This is a genomic window from Pseudomonas sp. NMI542_15 (assembly GCF_021283425.1).
GTDB classification, from domain to species: Bacteria; Pseudomonadota; Gammaproteobacteria; order Pseudomonadales; family Pseudomonadaceae; genus Aquipseudomonas; species Aquipseudomonas fortuita.
The window spans coordinates 97,872-117,141 of record NZ_JAJSRO010000019.1 but is presented as its reverse complement, the minus strand read 5'-3'; the positions used below and the strand labels follow the sequence as shown (position 1 = coordinate 117,141).

Sequence of the window (19,270 nt, the reverse complement as noted above, 5' to 3'; positions counted from 1 at the left end):
CCGCAAGGTTTCCGATAATTCCCGCTCTCCCGGATCGAGGCCGCAACCTGGCGAGCCCTGACATATGCCACCTCAAAGGCCACCGAGAAAAAAAGAGCGCGCTCTACGCTGCAATCTGAGCGATTTGTAAGGGTTGGATGCACCAGATTCCACGTAGGAGCATGCCCATTAACAAGAGCGGCACCGCACCAAGCAGAGATATCCAAGAATGGAATGAACGCGGCACAGAGGAGAGCAGGTTAAGTTGTGCAGGCTGGAGGTTCAGTGTGTCGAATCACTCCCCATGCGCACCCACCATCTGAATAGCTAATCAGGCAACGGCGGGAGCAAAGCAGCCCCGGTAGGGGCAGGTACCTGATATACAGCATCCTTTACACCGGGTTTAATTGGCTCAGAACCATGGTTTGGACCGGCCGGTTGTGCTGCTGGGGGGGGCAGGGGAGGCTGCTTAGGGCGAAGGGGTACAACCGACGGCGACTGTGCTTCGGTGATGACCGCCTTATACTTGGCCACGGTTTGGCGAGAGACGCCTGCAGCCAGGGCGATAGCCGTGTAGGTAAGATGAGCCCCTTTAGCGATCAACTGCCGGCAAGCCCCACGGATCTTGTTTGCCGTCTGGTTTTGCCTGACTGCATGTGTCCGCTTGGCGGCGAGGCTCTGGCGCTCCTCGAGTGGCAGCGATCGATCAAGCTCCATCACACCACGGTGATAGTCGCCACTTCCGCGGTAGTGAGACCAGGTCCATCGGGCAATCGATTTAGCCGTGGCGCGCACTGATGACAAGGGCAGGTCGTTGTAACGTTCTCGCGTGCGAAAACGGTTGTCGTTGTGACATTGCGCAAGGACCCGAGAGTAGAACGACTCGAAGTAACCACCAGCTCGCTCAGCATTGACGATGCTGTATGCGTAGAAACGGACACGTTCGAACAAGGTGCAATGCCTGGAGTGGGACACTGCATCCATGTCGGGTCCTTTGGACCACAAAGGCATCGGCCTGGCCAGGTCGAGTTCTTCTGCCAGCTCGCCCAAGTCGTAGACATGATTGTGGAGCTCGGTGGTGATCCACCATGGATGGCCTGGTGTCTTGGCAACTGGACCACTGTGGTAATCGGGATCAGCCTTGAGCAGTGCGGCCATGCTGTCGTAGACAGCCTTCATGTACAGGATCGGCTTTTCACGGGCTCGCTCGGTGGTACACACCGGAGCAATCGCATAGTAGAGGTGCGAGTTGCCTGAGTTTCGATTACGGACAATGAAGTTAGGGGGGGGAAGCCCATGCTCCTCCCAAATCAGGGAGTTGGCATGGTCGAGATCGAAAACGAGCCATGACACACGGCCAGGACGATTCACCTGCATGTAGGGGTAGCGGATCGCGTACTCACGCGGCCGTACTCTCATCGCCGTTTTGTTGTCACTGCAGCGTGCGAGATAGGAGGCCTCTTCGAGGATACGGCTCATCGCTGACGCCGGCTGGTAATAGCCCGGGTGCGCAGGCGCCGTCGAAGCTGCCGTGATGAGGTTGTTCACCAGCAGGCCTCAATGAAGAAGCTGACAAATTCAGGGCGAATTAACCCGTGCCGCGTATTGCGCAGCAGAGTGCAGGTGTCCATACTCGAATTACCTGAAAGGGGCCCTCACGTCATCGATCTGCCAGGACCAGATGTGTGGGCTCTTTTTTTTTGCCCGGCAACGGTGGCCGGATCCCTCTTTTAATCGCTCGATCTTTCGATAATACCTACCTAAAAAAAGCCATTCGTTGAGCAAGTTTTGGCGAAGGCTAGAGGCTCAGTTCCGCTCCGTCAACCCGCTGAAACCCGCGTATTTACTGGCTTCTCTCAAAATTTCAGAACCTTTTTTCTAATTAGTAACGTCTGTGTTGCGTAAGCGGGCAACCGCATTGATCCCGAACCTCCTCACCACGATTGCCCTTGTATATCGGGGGATCCGAACGCTTCGTGCGTCGGTGAAATACGAAACCCCGCATCGGCGATATACGACCTGACTGTCGGTGAAATACGAATCAGAAAATCGGCGATATACGAGCCTAGGCGAGTAAAAAAAAACCGCATCGGCGATATACGACTCGCATCGGTGATGTACGAACCGCGGCTGTCGCCCGAGGACGTGATTTGATCATCTGGAATATGGCCTTCAAGCCCCTGTTTTGGGGGGGTGAAGGCCAAATCCAGCGCGCTTTTTATCGGTGAAATACGACCCGTACCAAAAAATATCGGTGAAGTACGAACCGGCATGAAATCACATTGCCATTACTGGCGATTTCGTATTGTAGATATACCGTAAACCCAGAATCCACGCGGCCCCCGTTAACACGGGTCAGCGAAAAGGTTTTTTTGTGTTGACCGATTCCGCATCATGGTTAGAATACGGAAAACGGAGGGGCACACATGACCGACACCAAGGACGCTGCAGCGCCGCATCTTGATCAGCCTGGATCAATGCAGGATCTCGGCCATGCAGCATACGAACAAGAGCTGATGGCCATCGCTGAAAAACTGCATCAGAACAAGGATGCCGTCGATCCAATCGCACGCGATCTCGAAGACCGTAAGCAGTTGGCTAAACATACGTCCAGCATCGTGAAATCAAACCTGGTTTTGTCTTGGGGGCTGGGGATCTCGATCTGCCTGAACTGCGTGTTTGGGTGGTTTGTCATGCACCCGCATTACGTGTACTTCGCAGCCGATGGTCTACGGATCGTCAGGCTGGTTCCTCTCAATGAGCCGTACATTACCGACGCCGAGGCAATTCAGTTTGCCCGCGAAGCCTTGAACCGTTCGATGACGATCAATTTCACCGACTACAGGCAACAGCTTGAGGACGTGCGTGGCGATTGGACCAAACGCGGGTTCGCTCAGTATTTGGAGCAGTTGCAGTCTGCCGGCTACCTGGACCTCGTCAAAACCAAGCGCATGAATATGACGGTTACTACGGAAACCGGTGTGCTTGTGAAATCCGAGATGGTTGACGGTGTTCTCGTGCGCCATATCGAAGTACCGATCGAGATCAAGCTGGTCGGCCAAACCACCGACCTTCAACCCAAGCGATTCATCGCCAAAGTGCCTGTCGCACGTATTCCCACACTGGATTCCATCGTGGGCGTAGGGCTGGACGGCATTGTCACCACGCCCAGGTAAGGAGGAACCCATGATGATGAAATCAGTTTTCGTCGCGTCAATATTGACGCTCGCGATCGGAACAGCTCAGGCGGAGCAACAAGGCAATGGCGCGCCACCCCAAGGCCAACCGATGCAAGGTCAACAGCAGCCCATTCAAGCCCCAAACGGCGGGCAGTGGGTTCGAGTAGAAGGTCCAGCTCGGCAGCCGGGCTTTCCCGCGGCACCGGGAGCTCCACAGCCTGGGGTGAATCCCCAGATGCAGAATGCCTTCCCGCAGACCAACTATGGCCCGGCTAATTACGCAGTCGCCGGGCAACCCGCTGGTGGTTCTCAACAGCAAAACGGCACTGCTCCACTGCCCCCGCTCAACCCACCTGAAAATGACCACTTCGACGAAGCAATGGAAGTTGCGCAGCCCTTCACGCCTGAGCAAATCAAACAAATGCGGCAGGCGTTGGAGAACACTCGAAAGGCCAAGGCTTGGCAGCCAGTGCGGGGTATACCTCGCATTTCGAGCGTATCGGTTGATCTGAGCCCTGGCGCATCGATGCCAGTGCTGCGCGTGGTTCCAGGCGAACTATCGAACCTCATTGTTCTGGACTCAACGGGAGCGCCCTGGCCACTGGCAGCTACGCCCCGTGTTTCAAACCCCGATCTTTATAGCGCGGAGTGGTTACAGGGCACTCACACAGTGGTGGTATCGACCCCATCGCCTTACGAGACTGGCAGCCTGGCTCTGTACTTGGAAGGCGCTACAACGCCCGTAATCGTCAAGATCGTCAGCGGTGAGCCGGATGGCAAGAAAGATCGGGCTCGAGTGTACGACGCCCGGCTCGATCTTCGCGTTCCAGGCCGAGGCCCACTGGCCAAGGCTGCAGTAATGGGCCCTGGGAAGATCGCGCTTTATGACAACCTGCTGCAGGCGTTCCTGGACGGGATTCCGCCAAAAGAAGCCAAGCAGGTTAAGGCGCAAGGCGCAGTGCCCTCCCATACCCAGATCTGGCAGTACGACGGAAATCTTTACGTCCGTACCCGGCAGGATTTCCAAACCGCATTCGATAACACCTTGGCTGCCGGCGACGGTACGCGCGTGTACCGCTTACCCGTGACTCCCTTCATCACCCTCTCGCAGATGGGTCAGAAAGTCACCCTCCAACTCGATATTTACTGAGGTAGCGCATGAGCACTCAAGCTGACATTGGAAGGCAGACCAAGGTAACCATCCTCGCGGCAGCAATTGCTGTCGCAGCCCTCGGCTATGCAGGCTACACCTGGCTCAACAGCCGTCATCAAACCAGCTCTAACCTCGGCGCGATAAGCGCTGATGGGAAAGGGGGGGCTACTCAGGAGAGCGAGGCCTATCGCCAGGTCCTGGAGAAGTACAACCACAACAACGCTAAACAGGCGGAATCAAACGGGCAGTCATACATGTCCGTGATGTCCACTACGCAAGCATCTCCAGCGGATACCTCGGACAAGGCAGGTGCGGGCCAGCAGCAACAACCCCAGGTCAACTACTACTACCAAGCACCTCCGCAGCCCCAGCAGCCTGTTGAGCGCAATAAAGAAATGGACAAGCTTGTCGCGCAACAGGTCGGCGCGTTCATGAGCGGGTGGACGGTGAAAACCCATGGAACCGGCACTACTACTCAGGAGCAGGCGTACTCGCAATCCATCAAACCCGCTTCCCTGACTGGAGTAGGCGGTACGGCCGGTAGTCCAGGCGCTGCGCAAACCTCGAATTCGCGCTCCGGCAAGGCTCAGGACCAGGTTGTCGTGGATGGATTTTTCCTGACCCCTGCCCTGCTTAAAACAGAGCTCGACACTGATGAAAATTCGATGGTTACAGCTGAGGTTCCCGGAGGCCGACTCGCCGGCGCACGGGTCTTCGCGATGGGCTACAAGCGCCTCAATAAAACCATCGACATGACCTTCACCTATATGGAATGGAAGGGGCGCAGTTACAAGATCACAGCCAAAGCTGTTGATCCTGAAAGCATGCGTACTGCTCTGTCCGGTGATGTAAACAACCGCTACTTCAGCCGAATCATTCTCCCGGCTCTGGCGCTGGCGATCGGCAAAACGGGCCAGCTTTACGAGCGCTCCGCCTCGGAGAACATCATCACTAGCGAGGGCGCAGTAATCCAGACGTACCCCACTACCCCTAGTGGGAAAGCAGTCGCGGGCACCTTTGCGGGCGGTATTGGCCAACAAGCCGGGCAGGTGCTGGCCAATGACGCCGCAAACATGCCACAGAAACAAGTAATCCGTCCGATCAACTCCACGATCGGTATTCAGTTCGTGGGGCCGGTGCTGGCCAGTGACCAACTGGAAAAAGACGCGCTGATGGCGAATCAGAAAGCTGAGCTGAATACGCTCGGTCAACCAGGTGGCCAACCTCAGCAGCAGTACCGCCTCTCACCGAATGCCGCAGGTGCCACCAACTCAAACGGGTTCGGCGGGTACCAGGGTGTCTCGCCAGGATACGGCCAGCAGTACATGGGCCAGCCAACCATCATCGATCCAACTCGCTACTGAGTTAGGGCAGGGGACTTCAGATGACTACACAAGCAGCGGAAGAGTTGGACATTTTCAACCCCGGTGGTAAGCCGGGTAAACAAGCTGAGACGTCGAAATCTCAGACGCAACAACCTGAGAAAACGCCTCCGGTTAACGCGATTCAGGGCGATCGCAAGAAACGTATTGCCAACGTCATCAATCGGATCGAGGCCTGGCACTTTTTGGTGTTGGCGGTAGTGCTGGCAGTACTGTTTGTACTAGTTCCAAAAATGCTTCCAAAGGCGCAAACCAGCGACCCACAGCAGGCCACCCCCGTTCAACAAGCGGCACCTGTGAGCAATGTATCGGATGTGCTTGCACCAAAAGAGCCAGTAGCACCCGCTGCAGACCCGGAACAGGCGGGTATCACTGTCGACCAGCTGAACGCGCTCAATGAACAAGTCCGGAGCCTGGGTGGGATCGTCGTCGGACTTCAAAAGACCATCGACGAATTGGAAGCCAAGGTTTCTCTCCTTGAAGCCGCCCCTGCGGCGGGCAAAAAAGTGGTGCAGCAACAGGCAGTGCGCCGGCAACCACAAGCAACACAACCTTCGGCAGTGGCTGGCTATCGCCTGAACACCGTTTATGCAGACCAGGCATGGATTGAACACGGTGAAAAAACCTTCGTTGTGCAGGTAGGCGATCTCGTAGATGGGGTGAAGATCATTGGTATTGATCCAGTGGCCCGTCGAGTCACTACTTCGCGTGGCGTGATTCGCTGAGGAACCAAAAATGGATCTGGCGAGCATGATCATCTCGGCGGCCAACACTTTGGTCGCCGCACTTTGGGGGTTGCTCTGGTCCTTGAGCGCACTCGCTGGGATGGTTTACGCCGGTAGCGTTCTGCGGCGGATGCAGCTGGCCACCATCGAGCCTGGCCATCGTCCAATTACCCTCGGAAGCACGTTTGCGGTGCTGGTGATCGGCGCTGCTCTGTTCAACATGTCCGGGATGATCACCACAACTTGGAACAGCTTCGGTACCGGCGGAACAACCTACGGTGCCATCTCCTACAGCGGCGCCGAGAATTTCGGCAAGTTCAAGGAAGCAGTAAACGCTGTGCTGACCCTGGCAGCTTTTGCAGGGGGGTGTTTCTTCTTCAAGGGCCTGTTGCTTATGAAAAAAGCAGTCCTTGAAGGAGAGGGCTCGCAGGGAGCGGACGACGCAGTTTGGCGCGGCCTCACCCACATGATTTTCGGTGCTGCGTTGACCCATGTCGACAAAGTGATCGAGGCCTTTCAGGCCACCTTCCAACTCTATTGGTAACAACACTAGGAGCGTCATCATGAAATTCAAACCTTTCGAGTTCGCTGTCGATGCAGTTCGCCGTGGTCACATCCGTCTGTTGACCAAGGTTGAGGAATACAAGGCCGATCCCGTGCAGCGGGGAATCATGCTCATGGGCGCAGGCCTCACCATGTCAACGCTGTTCGTCACCAAGGCTGCCTATGCGGATGGTCTCGCTGGCATGGCCGAGAAGGGCAGTGAACAGGGCGACTCCGTCAAAGACAGCCTCGGTCCAATTTTCCTGGCCGTCGGTTTCGCGTTGGCGTCCTTCGGCGGTTTGAACGCCTGGAAAAAAACCAACGATGAAAACTCGCGCATCACCGGTAAGCAGATTTGGGGGCCATTCCTCTCTGGTGCTGCCCTTGGTGGCACTGGCTTCATGATGACCACTGCCGGCGAGACCGTTGGTATCAGCGGCAGCGAGTTTGGCAAGGTTCCGAACTGACTACGACCACTCGGCAGCCTGAAACATGGCTGCCTTGGAGACTGCATGAGCGACGTAAAACAGGATCAGACAGTACCGGTATCGGGGCTTGGGAAAAACTTCGAGAAGCCAGTTCTGCCGTTGATGGCCATGGCCACAAAAGCGCGTGTGTGGGGCGATGCCACTCCAGGCGCTATTGAGCCGAACCCGGCACAGCTGACGACCGAAATGCGGGCGACCATTACCCGCCAGGCGCAGGGGCAGTGCTATTTCTGCGGTATACACGCTCGTGCCGGTCATGTTCATAACATCAACCACAACCATCAGGATCTACGGCCGGAAAACCTCCGGCTTGTAGATCCGCTGTGTCATGGGTGGCAGCACCTGGGAGAAATCGACGACGGTGATGCCTTCATCGCGTACCTCCCGGGCTTGTCTCCCCAGGACGCGAATCATCTGCAGCGAGCCACCATGATCGCCCTGGAAACCGGGGACGAACAAACAAAGGCGGACGCGAAAAAAATCCTCAACTGGATGGCTTCCCATCGGGAATACACCGAAAAGGCCTGGGGCACTCACTCGCCCAAAATTTTCGCTGAGGCGATGACACGCCTGGGCAAGGTCGACGCCGATGTTAACTCCCTCGTTTTCCAAGGGTTGAGCGTCATCTTCAATCCCGCACAGTTCAGCCATGTTGTAAAGGGCTGGGCACAGGATGCGTACGGTGCAGCCCCCACCTCAACGTGGGCCCAGATTCATCACGATGTGATGAACGCGCCGAGCTAAGGAGGCAGCATGGGACTTCTTGATAAGTGCGTGGATGCACTGGAAGGTACCTTGGAGTACCTCGCAAAACACTTCATTCACAAAGACATGACCAGTTACTGCGAACTGGCCACTGCTGTGGGGTTGACCGATGCCGATATCGAGAAATCCCCGGACCTCAAAGATCCTTACACCTTGGTCAATAGCGATTACTCGCTGCTGACAGTATTCGATCTCCAAGGTACCTACCAGATGCTCTCTGAAGCTGAGTTTTCAGAGATGCTGGAGTCGTTGCGTGTCCGCATGACTGGCTATATGCGCGAGAAAGGGCATAGCCTGACGTTCAGCTTCGAGCGTGATCCGGAACGGGCCACCGATGAATTGATGCGTCTGGCCGAACCGCTACTGAACACTGCACGGCGCATCGGTTTGAAAAGCGAGGACATCATCCTTGACCGCGTGAAGCGCAACGCTCCGCACTGTGCTTGGGAACAAAACCTGTTGGTTGTGTACACGCACCTGACTTCGTTGAGTAACGAGGAACAGGATCGCGAGCTCGGCGAGCTGAGCAAGAAGGCATCAAAACACAAGCTCCCGCGACTGGTTTACGGGCAGAACCCTGCATTTGCCCTTGCCGCTCTCAAATATCGGCATGACACGATGATTGAGCGACTCATGGATGACTTCATCTCGTGCGGGGTCGAGGGTAAGAAAGGCATCATGATGAAGCCTCTAAGCGCCCACGAGGCGGCTAAGCGCATCAGGATCATGTTGAACCGCGAAGGTACTTCCCAGAAATTCCGCCCTCAGATCGTGGGTGATCGCTTTATGTTTCGCGGGGCTACCGATGCAAAGGATTTCTCGGAACTTGTGCCGCCGCGGCTTAGCTATCAGATCTGCAGCAACGATGTGGAACCCGTAGGCAATTACGTCAAAACTGACAGCCTGTGGCACGGCTCGCTTGCGATGGAGCTTGGCCCACAAGACGTTGTGCACTTCACCAAACTCTTTTCGGCCGTTGGCAAGAAGGACCCGTGGAGGATTCGATTCGATATCGCACCTGGCGGTCTTTCGATGATGCGCGCCCGAAGATTGATGGTTGGTTTCGTCGGGGTTCTTCCAGACAACAGGGCTATTCGTGATTCCTTCAAAAGTCTGGAGACCATCGCGAGGGATGAAGCCGTGATGTCTATGAAGATCATGGCTTCTTCTTGGAGTACCACAAAAGCGGACCTCGAGACACGACTTTCTCGACTGGAAAAAGCCATTCAGTCCTGGGGTACCTGCCAAGTTCAAAAAACGCATGGCGACCCCATGGCCGCACTTGCTTCTTCAATCCCTGGCTTTACCACCAAAAATACCGCTAACCGGCTTCTGCCCCCCCTCAAGGAAGCCATGAACATGTTGCCGCTTCAGCGGCCGGCAACCCCGTGGCCCGACAATGGCTCGTGGATCACGCGAACACCAGACGGGAAGATTTACCCCATTGGCCTCGGCAGCTCGATTCAGGATACCTGGATCGAGCTTGTCTCAGGCATCCCGGGCTCAGGTAAGTCAGTTGCAGCTAACTGCATGCACAACGCGACTCTTCATCGTCCGGGTGCTACCCAGCTCCCCTTGCTGACGATTGTGGATGTTGGTCCATCGTCCTCAGGCTTGATCCAGATGATCCAGGATTCGCTGCCAGATCATCGTAAGGCTGAAGCTGCGTATCTCAGACTGCAGAACAGCCGCGATTTCGCGTCGAATCCATTTGACCCCCAGCTGGGGGCGCGTCAGCCCACTCGCCGCGAGCGCGAATATTGCGTCGACTTCTTGAACTTGCTCTGTGCCAGCGTCGCCACTGATGGCCAAGGCGGGGCAAAAGCCCGCACGCCATCCGACTGTGCCGCGGTCAACGAAATGCTGATGACCCTTGTATATGACGACAAAGCGGGGCGGGGAGCGAATCAGTATGAGCCGGATGTAGTGCCTGCGGTCGATAAGGTACTAGCCGAGTCGGGGATCAGCGCTGAGCATGATGAAAAGTGGTGGAGCGCTGCAACCTGGTACGAAGTGACTGACATGCTGTTCGCCGCAGGCTATGTGCGTGAAGCGACCTATGCTCACCGCCAGGCTTCCCCTGTCCTGCCCGACTTCACTGCCATGTTGAACAACGAAGGCGTGCGTCAAACCTTCGGTGAAATCAAAACCGCCGCAGGCGAACCGCTGCTGAAATACATGGGCCGTTGCTTCACATTGGCATCGACGACCTACGCCGTTTTTTCCGGTCGTACCCGATTTGAAGTCGACTCGACGACACGAGTCATTTCGGTGGACCTCAATGACGTAATTGGATCGAAAACACCTGAGGGCTCGATCAAAACGTCCTGCATGTACATGTTTGCCCGCCACCTGGGGGCTAAGAACTACTTCTTGCGCGAAGAAGACATCCGTCTCGTAGCTCCGCCGCTTTACCTCGATTACCACCTGAAACGTGCTGAGGATGTGGCTTCGCAGCAGAAAACCATTGCTTATGACGAATGGCACAACACCGAGGGCATGGATACACCAGTGCAAACGCTGGTGAAGGACGGTCGCGAAGGCAGGAAATGGGGTATCCGAATCATGGTGATTTCCCAGTATCTACGCGACTTCCCACTTGCTCTGCTCAACGCGGCCACATCGGTCTACGTGTTGCGAGGCGGCAACGTGGATGATGAAAACGTGCTGCGCGAAACCTTCAAGGTATCTCACGAAACGATCCAGCAACTGCACCTGCAGTGCACGGGTCCAGGGCGCAATGGCGCGAATATGCTCGCCCTGTTCAAGACGAACCAAGGCACGATCACCCAGATTTTGACCAACACAACTGGTCCGCTTGAGCTCTGGGCAATGTCCACCACCCAACAGGATACGGCGCTGCGAACCGAGTTGTACAAGCGGATCGGTCCTATGGCTGCTCGCCAGGTTCTGGCCAAACGCTTCCCTCTTGGCACCGCCAAGTCTCACATCGAAGCACTCGAATACGCGTCCACATCCAATGCCAAGCTGAGTGTTGTGAAGCAACTGGCAGAGGATCTGGTTACCGCGTATTACGCCGAACAAAACCCCCGAGGAGAACACGCATGAAGACCATATTCCGCATTACTCCTCTGGCCGTAGCTCTCTTGATCGGCTCCGCAGCTTCAACTCCCGCCTACGCGCTTTGCGACGGCTGCGTCGTAGGCGCGATCGGAACCTCAACTGTCACGTTGACCGGGGCGATCGCCGCTACTACAGCCTCAGTGAGCGCCATGAATCTGTCGGTTAGCCAGCTGCTTTACCAGGTGGGTACCGCGACTACCCAAGGCGCAAGCAAGGTCGCCAATACCATTGAAACTGCTGCTCGGGTTCAACGGGAGTTCGACGCGAATCAGGAGCGTAGCCGTCGCTACGAGAATGCCCGCCAGAACTACTACGTGCCCAACTCGATCTGCAGCGAATCCGGTTCTGGCGGTTTCAATGAAGTCAGGGCGGGGGTTGCAGCAGTAAAAGCCTCTATCCGCACAGGTGGAGGGGGGAAAGCTGCCAGCACCAAAATCAACCAGGCTCTTACTGCTCCAGCCCAGCCGCCTTCGATCGATGCCATGCGCTCGGCAAGCATCCATGCTGACTACTGCGATACCGATGATTACGCAGCATATGGTGGAGCAACAGCTTGCCCAGCCGTTTCGACGACCATGCCCGGGGCCGACAAACGCCTCGACTCGTTGACTATCGGCGCCGGCAAGGATGGCAAGGACCAGGACCTCACCTTTACTCAGGCGCAAACCGACGCAGCCAGGATGTACACGCAGAACTCCGCGCGGCGTTCAGTGGCTCCGCAGCTCAAGAAGGGGCAGGCCGAGTCTGACGCTGGTGTCCAGTACATCGGCCTGATGAATCAGTACAACTCGATCATCTCCGCTGCGACGGATCCTCAAGATCAAATGATCGCCGCAAGCCAACCACTGGACTCAACTAAAGATCTGCTTAAAGAGGCACGGTCCTCAAAATCGGCTGAGTCTTACTACCAAAAGATTGCCTCGGCAGAAGCTAAGCGCACGGGAACCATGTCGGCCCGCGAATTCGAGTATTTCGAGGTGGGGCGTCGATACGCGAACACAGAGTACCAGGCTGATCTGCAGAACATGACAGGCGATAACCTGGTGCGTGAGCAGATCCGCGTCCAAACGCAGACCAACTGGTTGCTCCTCGAACTGCGCAACGATGTGACCCGCGGGAACATCATCAACGGTCTGAACCTGGCCAGCTCTGCACGGCAGGAATTTGAGCCTGTCTTGGGTGAAAAATACCGTGCAGTTAACGGTCGCATGGGGGGGGCCAACTGATGAGTGAGGAAAAGCTGCAGTCTTCCAAGGTCCGTCGGGGGCTGTCCATCGGGCTCCACCTAGTGATTCCGTTCTGGGCCATGCGTCAGACTTATCGACTGGCTAAAAACGAAGTCTCCAGGTCCAAGGAGCATTTAGAGGTCATTCGGCAATTGTCGGCCGAAGCAAAGGAGACACTGCGCGACCGTCGTGAGAAGGCAGATAGTGAGCAGCTGTCATTCAGCGAGGCGATGAAAAATCGCAAGCCTGGAGCCATGTCCATTCCTGAGCTCTATCGCTACTTTCTGTCTCGCAAGCGCGCCTGCCAGCTCGCAGCCTTGGTCATGGGACTCTTCGCAGTGCTCGGCATTTTGCTTGGAGTCCATTTCGACTCGTCGAAAGGGGTGGTCCAGGGCTTGCTCTCGATCGCCACGGCAATGCCTCTACTCTTCGCTATGGCTCTGAGCGCCCAACTGCGGCTATGGCAGCTCAAGACGCAGCGCCTTTCAAAGGAGGAAAAAGGTGGCTTGAAGGACTTCATTCGGGAGAACCGGAACTGGTTCCGGCAGCTGCTCGATCCTGAATACGGCCACGGGAAAGGAGGCCGACCATGAGAATTCAACACAAAGCATTTGTCGTGATTGCTGCCATGCTCTGCAGCACCTTGGCTTGGGCTGACAGCACCACGCTGGGCGAAATCTCGGAAGCGGCCAAGCGCAGCGGCGATAAATCGCGTGAAGCGCTTGTCTCCATCTATGGCCAGGTCGTGAACAACCCGTTGGCCTCGGCCGGCGGAAGTGGCGACACCATCCTCGCGAATATCTTCCAGGTATTTAACAGCGCATTGCTTGTCGTGGGTGCGATGTGGGCCTGCTATATCGTATTCCGCAAGCTGACGCGCACTGCCCACGATGGCTCGATCTTCGACCGTCAGCAGTCCTCGTCGTGGGGACCTGTGCGACTTGTGTGGGGTGTCGTGTCGCTGGTCCCTACTGCCAACGGTTGGTCGCTCTCGCAGCTGTTGATGCTGTGGTCGGCGTCAGTAATGGGGGTTGGTGTGGCCAACCTCGGCGTCGATGCTGCGATCTCCAGTTTTGAAGATGGCCAATCGATGGTCGTGCAGCCAGTCATGCCCTCTACTGCCGCTCTGGCGCACAGTGTGTATGAAGCCAACCTCTGCTTGCACGGCATCAACGCCGGCATCGCTCAAGCCCAAGCGAGCGGTGGCCTGGTCATCCCGGGCGGCTACATCCAACAGACCGCTACTAACAAAGGGTTCATCCTCAAAAACAACAGCTTCGTCTGTGGTGGAGCGGACATCAGTGGCGACCTCACAGCACAGGCGGCCTCCACGAACATTATCAGCGGCACGATCGATGTCGCCGATATCAGGCAGGCGCACCTGGATGCACTGAAGGCCATGCAGGCGTCCCTGAGCCAGTCGGCCCAGTCGTTTGTGAATGCCTCTGTACAACGTGCCAGTGGGTCGAAAACGGCCCTTCCGGACAGTGAGTACGCCATCCAGATCGCAGCCCAGACCTACGAAAATTCGGTGAACAAGGTCGCCGGTACCAAGCAAGGGGACATCAAGCGACTTGCGCAGGAACTCAGCTCAAACATCGGCAAGTCGGGATGGTGGGTATTGGGTGCTTGGTATCAGACTTTCGCTCAAGCGAATACCAAGCTATCTGACGCCATGGCCGCGAAAGCAACCGTGTTCGGCATGTCGACCAGCGGTGATCCCTCAGTCGTTTCCGTGTACGACGAAGCCTACGCGGCCTATAAAGCCCAGCAGGAAACAACCTCCTACACCCCTACAGCAGGCACCAGTGCTACCGGCGACTACTCCAAAGGCGTAGTAGGCGCGGATGCGGGCAACATCATCGGAAGTATGTTCGCTGCGCCTGGCCAGCGAATCGTGAACTACCTGATCGACGTGAATGCCGGCGGCGAAGGTCTGGGTCAGCTCAACCCCCTGATCAAGATGAAGAACCTGGGCGACTACACGATGGTTGCGGCAGAGACGGCCATGGGCGCCTATGTGACCGCGAAGGCCATTGAGAAGGTGAAGGATGGCTGGAGTGTCGCCGGTGTATTTGCCAAGGTGGCAAACGCCGTGACATCGGTTGGTGATGCCTTGAGCGGTGTGCTTGAAGGTGTATCACCATTCATCATTGGCCTCGTCCTGGCGATGTTCATCCTGGGCGGTACGCTCTCGACATATCTCCCCATGGTTCCATTCATCATTTGGTTCGGGGCCGCGGTCAACTGGCTGGTAGTGGTTGGCGAAGCAATCATTGCGGCGCCACTGTGGGCCTTTACGCATTTGGGTAGCGAAGGGGAGGGTATGGGCCACAAAACCTCCCATGGCTATATTTTCCTGCTGAACGTGATGATCCGCCCTGCACTGATGGTCGTCGGGTTCTTCTTGGGCGGGGCCGCGCTGATCGCAGGAGGCACGTTGCTCAACCAGTGCTTCGGGATCGCCCTGGCCAACGCCCAGTTCGACTCTGTGACGGGATTGTTCTCGATCATCTTCTACTTGGCGATCTACTGCAGCATGTGTTTGACCTTGGTCCACAGCTGCTTCAACCTGATCCTGATCGTTCCCGACCAGGTCATTAACTGGGTCGGTGGTCACGCCGCAGCATCGGTGGGCCGTGAGGACAATGAGCGGATGCGCAACGCGATGAACATCTTCGGTAGCCGCCTCGAGCACTTGGCGCCCAAAGGGGGAGCTGGGGGCGACAACAGACGCACTAAGGGAGGAGATGGAATCAAGGGATGATCAAATCGGGGGCCTTCGGGCCCCTTATCAATTGAGCATTGACCTGTCAATGGGTCATGGTAGAATGAACCTAACCTAATTCCGTATTGTGTATCTCATACGGACTTTTGAGGGGATCGATATGAACATTATCTGGTGGGTCCTTCGTCCTTTTTATTGGCTCGGTCTGTTGCCAGTGATTGCAGTATTCCTGATCGCCTGTGCTCACTTTTCCAGGGACACAGAGGTATCGCTAGGGATCATGGCCATCGCGCTGGTCTATTTCGGGCTCGGTTACCTGCTGTTCTCGGTGGCTCCACGTTATTTCAAATCGCGCCTCGATCGCATGGTCGAGAAGGTCAAGCTGACGGGCTTCAACCCGAGCCATGAAGCCGTCTCGGTGATGTTCAACCGCTACGTCGGTTTTGATGCCGCAGCAAAGAAGGCCTTGTACGTAGACGTCAACTTGAACAGCGCGACCTTGATTGACTTTGATCAGGTGTCCAGCTGGGAGCTGGTACCCGATAAAAGCCCGCTCTTGCTGTTTAAGTTAGTCACTCGTGTTCCGAACCTGCATGAAATCGGGGTACGCATCAAGGCGAACCAGTTCGGTGCCTGGAAGTCGGATATGCACTCTTTGTTCGGCTGACCACAAAATTCAACGGAATTGATGCTTTATGAACCTGAAAATGACTGCTGCAGCATGTGTTGTGATGGGGCTCCTGACTGGATGCAATGACAAGGAAGCACCGGCACCAGTATCCACACCTAAGCAGAACCAGAGCGCACAGACGCCGCCCGCGACACCGGAAAAGCCTGCACAAGTGATCGACACTTCTGTACCGCTGAACCAGTACCAGGACTTGGCGAGTAACAACGGCAAGCCACTCACGTACCTGGTGCTTGCTAAGGCGCCTGGGGCCACGACGGAGGACAAGATGGGCTACCTATCCGCGGACTACCTGGCCACCAGCGACGCCTTCAAGCGCAAGGACATCGAGTCAGCCCAGTGGCCGGCATTCGAGGCCTCGCTGAAATCCTATGCTGCCAATGATTACTACTCGCTGCCGATCTCCGGGTTTGGGGTATCGAGCGTGTTGAGCATGCAGAACGTTTCTGTCGGACCATACGATTTCAATACGCATTCGTTCCCCCTCACCAGCTACGGGCAGTACTGCTGGGCGAATCCTGTTCGCAATGCTCAAGGAATGAACCTGCAGGTTAAGCCATCGGCGTTCCCATGCAGTCTGCAAGTCAATGACTCTGCCCAGGCTCGGATCATCGAAGAAGCCCGGGCAACAGGCCGCCTTGACCTTCGAGGCACCTTGTACCTGTACATTCCGGAAGCTGATGGCAACACCGCAGTCGGTCAGATCGTGCGCGGCTCGATCGACCTGGTAGACCAACAAACTAATCAGGTTATGGCGAACTTCACCATGTGACGATCCAAAGCGAAGGAGGTGGCCTATGAAGCATTTAGTGACTCGCGAGCCGTGGTGGGCTCAACCGCCCAAACCTGGGCAAAGTGACAAAGACTGCACATGGGGCTACCTCGAACGCTACGACGATGGATCGTTTTCGTTCGACCAGGCCAATCGCCCAAGCGATGAAGAAATTCAAAACCGAAAGGGATGCCGGGTGCCGCCGCACTCTACGTCGCCCTCGACCGGGATTTTACAAGGCAAGGAGACTTCGATGAGTGCGAGCTCGATTCAAGAATGGCAAGGCGTCCTGCAGGACATTGCTGAGCAAAAACGGCATCGCCTGACGGGCAGTGAATACAAGGAGGTCATCGCCGCGATCGAGGCGCAGCCCAAGGACATTGAAAACCAGCACATAGCGCGTCAGTTGGTGGCCAAGCTGGCTCAGCACCAAGGGCATGAATCCGAAGCTCCCTTTCGTGATCAAGGCCTGAATCGGGTGTTCAACGTTGAAAAGTTGCCCGCAGCGCCTGCAGAAGGCGACGAACGTCTGCGGGAACGCGTCATCGCTGGTACCACTATTTTCAAGTCACGTGAATTCGATCATACGTCCGAGCCTTCAAAACTCAACGATCGCGGGGAGCCTGGCCGGCTTGTCCACGGGAAACGCCTCGACGTCTTCCACAATACCGAAGGCCCGGGAGACAAATTCGAAGTGTTCCAGGTGCGGACCTCCACACATATTCCTTACAGCACTGGCATCCCCGGCAAACCAGTGGATGGTGAGCGCAAGCCTCATGGGGTGTTCCATAGCTTTGAGGAGGCTGGGAAGAGCATCGACAAGACAGTGGGGGTGATGAGGCATTCTGAGCTGATCAGACAGCGCCAGGCCGAGCATGGCATTCACTGGAAGGAAGCCCCACCAGCGCCGAAGCCCAAGGCTCCACGGCCAGCATAACCATCCAGAGAGGGCTACGGCCCTCTCGTTCATTTGGAGCAAGCATGTGATTCTACAATTCAAGTTTTTCAACACCGAACAACAAGAAACCGCTCTCTTCCAGACCGAAATTGATCTGAACGGGTTGGTTGCTGTTGCAGAGTCGAAACGGGAAATGATTCGGGAAAAAGGGAAGTCTTTTGCGCAGAGTGCAGTTCCGTTCTGGGCCAGTGAACTGGTCAAAGCAATGGAAGCAAATGATGAGCAGGCCATGGGGCGTCACGCCATTCAAGCCGCTATGGCCGCGTGGTTGGCTGACTCGGTATTCGACGGAGCTACAAAGGCTGATTACGAGTCGAGCTACCTGGAGTTTAACGTTCATCCGACAGGGATGGTCGTACTGAATAGACACCCAATGGCGAGGTACAAGGCGCCCAAAGGAGCGCCTTCCCCTTAAAGGATGATGAAAGGGCAGGCCGCGCTGTGGCAGATGGTTTTGCCCTTTGCTTGCACCGGTTCTGCTCGGTCGATGTCAATGTGACCTTGACCCAGCGGGACTGTACAGACCACTCCGTCGACCATGATCAACGCGCTTGATTGGCAAGCCTGGTCAGAGCGGGCCTGAAGCAGATGCGCATAGGCATTCTTGATGTCCTGAACGCCCTGCAATAAAACGCAACGATGAGTATTCATGTATTTCTCCTCACGCTGCGCCGGCAATTTCTGCCGCACGCCGGGTAACGATGATCACCGGAATGGGAAGGGACAGCTCGTCCCGTACGATCAAGGCTTTGCTCTGGCTGTACATCGCGCTGGCCAGCTGACGGCGGGCTATCATCGACCCGATGCTCGACTGAGTTGATTGGGTGGTTTTGCCATTGCACGGCACGACCAGAGATTCACCAGGCTTCAACTCAGCCAGTGCTTGGGAAACATTGCCGCATGAGATTTTGAGTTCCATCGCTTGCTCCTAGAGAGGGGTAGCCGCCCCGTTGAATGTTGCAGGTACGTACGTACGTACTTATAATAGATCTTGTTGCACGACTTGTCAGCCAAAAGAGAGAAATCTCTAGAACCAATTGGCATCACCGATCACGGAAGGAGAAGGGAATGAAACAAGCAATCTCGGTAGGGGGAGGATTGGTGCTGTTGCTACTAGCAACAGTCAGCGCTGCAGCAGAGGAGAGCGGACCGGCGCCTATCGCAGCAAACCTTACCGCACAGTTCTATGACGTTGCCGAGGAGGTCGTGGAAGTCGATGTACTGCAGCAAACAGCGCTGACCGCGACAGTCGTTGCATCGGCGCCTGGGGGTCATACCTGTACGTTTCAAATGGTGCCGGCCCCTGCAGAAACAGCGGTTCCACATGGCTGGCTGATCGCACACACCAGCTGCAAGTCTTAAGCATGGAGGAGGGCAAGGAACGTGAGTACCCGATTAACCGAAACAGCTACCCAAGATGACTGGCAGGAATTTGAGCACGGTGGCCAGCGCTGGTCGTTCAACGCTGATGAGCTCGCCCAGCTCGATGTGGAAGACGGGTTCTTCCACTTCGTGAACTACCACCGACTGAGCAAACCGACAGTGGAACGTGTGGCGGCATTCATCGACAGCATGTGAACCATCAGCCCGCCCAGCGCGG

General features: G+C 56.2%; 21 protein-coding genes. 17 read left to right on the top strand and 4 right to left on the bottom strand.

Features of this window, described 5'->3' with window-relative positions; translation table 11 throughout:
- Positions 1-306: 306 nt before the first annotated feature.
- Both LU684_RS23225 and LU684_RS23220 read right to left on the bottom strand, forming a co-directional pair.
- Entirely contained in the window at positions 307-1,527 is a 1,221-nt protein-coding gene (locus LU684_RS23225; RefSeq protein ID WP_134630140.1) for a replication initiation protein, read from the bottom strand.
- Between the two features lie 386 nt (positions 1,528-1,913).
- Complete coding sequence (locus LU684_RS23220; protein WP_134630141.1) at positions 1,914-2,252, bottom strand: hypothetical protein; 339 nt, start codon at positions 2,250-2,252, stop codon at positions 1,914-1,916.
- 153 nt (positions 2,253-2,405) lie between these two features.
- Here LU684_RS23220 and LU684_RS23215 point away from each other — a divergent pair, with 153 nt between their 5' ends.
- From LU684_RS23215 to LU684_RS23145, 15 genes are all read left to right on the top strand, one after another.
- Positions 2,406-3,155, top strand: coding sequence for a DotI/IcmL family type IV secretion protein (locus LU684_RS23215; protein ID WP_134630142.1), 750 nt, complete (start codon positions 2,406-2,408; stop codon positions 3,153-3,155).
- Positions 3,156-3,165: 10 nt separating this feature from the next.
- On the top strand, positions 3,166-4,308 hold the full coding sequence (locus tag LU684_RS23210) for a DotH/IcmK family type IV secretion protein (RefSeq protein WP_134630143.1): 1,143 nt from the start codon (positions 3,166-3,168) through the stop codon (positions 4,306-4,308).
- An 8-nt stretch (positions 4,309-4,316) separates the two neighbouring features.
- Positions 4,317-5,675, top strand: coding sequence for a conjugal transfer protein TraO (traO, locus tag LU684_RS23205; protein WP_134630144.1), 1,359 nt, complete (start codon positions 4,317-4,319; stop codon positions 5,673-5,675).
- A gap of 20 nt (positions 5,676-5,695) precedes the next feature.
- Positions 5,696-6,418: a hypothetical protein gene (locus LU684_RS23200; protein WP_134630145.1), complete on the top strand. Its 723-nt coding sequence runs from the start codon at positions 5,696-5,698 to the stop codon at positions 6,416-6,418.
- Positions 6,419-6,428: 10 nt separating this feature from the next.
- Complete coding sequence (gene traQ / locus LU684_RS23195) at positions 6,429-6,962, top strand: conjugal transfer protein TraQ (protein WP_014003941.1); 534 nt, start codon at positions 6,429-6,431, stop codon at positions 6,960-6,962.
- 19 nt (positions 6,963-6,981) lie between these two features.
- Positions 6,982-7,428, top strand: a complete 447-nt coding sequence (locus LU684_RS23190; RefSeq protein WP_064491674.1) for a DUF6750 family protein — start codon at positions 6,982-6,984, stop codon at positions 7,426-7,428.
- A 45-nt stretch (positions 7,429-7,473) separates the two neighbouring features.
- Positions 7,474-8,193, top strand: coding sequence for an HNH endonuclease (locus LU684_RS23185; RefSeq protein WP_134630146.1), 720 nt, complete (start codon positions 7,474-7,476; stop codon positions 8,191-8,193).
- 9 nt (positions 8,194-8,202) lie between these two features.
- Positions 8,203-11,283 (top strand): conjugal transfer protein TraU, encoded by a 3,081-nt coding sequence (locus LU684_RS23180; protein WP_134630147.1) that lies wholly within the window; start codon positions 8,203-8,205, stop codon positions 11,281-11,283.
- Positions 11,280-12,524: a conjugal transfer protein TraW gene (gene traW / locus LU684_RS23175; RefSeq protein WP_023662981.1), complete on the top strand. Its 1,245-nt coding sequence runs from the start codon at positions 11,280-11,282 to the stop codon at positions 12,522-12,524. Before LU684_RS23180 ends, traW begins: the two co-directional genes overlap by 4 nt.
- Positions 12,524-13,117, top strand: a complete 594-nt coding sequence (locus LU684_RS23170) for a hypothetical protein (RefSeq protein ID WP_102668324.1) — start codon at positions 12,524-12,526, stop codon at positions 13,115-13,117. The genes traW and LU684_RS23170 overlap by 1 nt, the downstream gene beginning before the upstream one ends.
- A complete protein-coding gene (locus LU684_RS23165; RefSeq protein ID WP_134630148.1) occupies positions 13,114-15,291 on the top strand; it encodes a DotA/TraY family protein in 2,178 nt (725 codons plus the stop codon). Before LU684_RS23170 ends, LU684_RS23165 begins: the two co-directional genes overlap by 4 nt.
- 121 nt (positions 15,292-15,412) lie before the next feature.
- Positions 15,413-15,919 carry a hypothetical protein gene (locus tag LU684_RS23160; protein WP_134630149.1) on the top strand — a complete coding sequence of 169 codons (507 nt, stop codon included), beginning with the start codon at positions 15,413-15,415 and terminating at the stop codon, positions 15,917-15,919.
- A gap of 28 nt (positions 15,920-15,947) precedes the next feature.
- The gene (locus tag LU684_RS23155; RefSeq protein ID WP_232891618.1) at positions 15,948-16,712 is read left to right on the top strand and encodes a hypothetical protein; all 765 of its coding nucleotides are present in this window, start codon (positions 15,948-15,950) and stop codon (positions 16,710-16,712) included.
- Positions 16,713-16,737: 25 nt separating this feature from the next.
- The gene (locus LU684_RS23150) at positions 16,738-17,649 is read left to right on the top strand and encodes a hypothetical protein (protein ID WP_232891620.1); all 912 of its coding nucleotides are present in this window, start codon (positions 16,738-16,740) and stop codon (positions 17,647-17,649) included.
- Between the two features lie 46 nt (positions 17,650-17,695).
- Positions 17,696-18,085, top strand: coding sequence for a hypothetical protein (locus tag LU684_RS23145; RefSeq protein ID WP_102642964.1), 390 nt, complete (start codon positions 17,696-17,698; stop codon positions 18,083-18,085).
- Here LU684_RS23145 and LU684_RS23140 read toward each other — a convergent pair.
- The gene (locus LU684_RS23140) at positions 18,082-18,321 is read right to left on the bottom strand and encodes a hypothetical protein (protein WP_102642965.1); all 240 of its coding nucleotides are present in this window, start codon (positions 18,319-18,321) and stop codon (positions 18,082-18,084) included. The genes LU684_RS23145 and LU684_RS23140 overlap by 4 nt on opposite strands.
- A 10-nt stretch (positions 18,322-18,331) precedes the next feature.
- Positions 18,332-18,589 (bottom strand): hypothetical protein, encoded by a 258-nt coding sequence (locus LU684_RS23135; protein WP_102642966.1) that lies wholly within the window; start codon positions 18,587-18,589, stop codon positions 18,332-18,334.
- A 149-nt stretch (positions 18,590-18,738) separates the two neighbouring features.
- On the opposite strand from LU684_RS23135, the gene LU684_RS23130 reads away from it, so the two are divergent.
- Both LU684_RS23130 and LU684_RS23125 read left to right on the top strand, forming a co-directional pair.
- The gene (locus LU684_RS23130) at positions 18,739-19,032 is read left to right on the top strand and encodes a hypothetical protein (protein ID WP_134630150.1); all 294 of its coding nucleotides are present in this window, start codon (positions 18,739-18,741) and stop codon (positions 19,030-19,032) included.
- Positions 19,033-19,053: 21 nt separating this feature from the next.
- Positions 19,054-19,248: a hypothetical protein gene (locus LU684_RS23125; RefSeq protein WP_134630151.1), complete on the top strand. Its 195-nt coding sequence runs from the start codon at positions 19,054-19,056 to the stop codon at positions 19,246-19,248.
- The last annotated feature ends 22 nt before the right edge of the window (positions 19,249-19,270 follow it).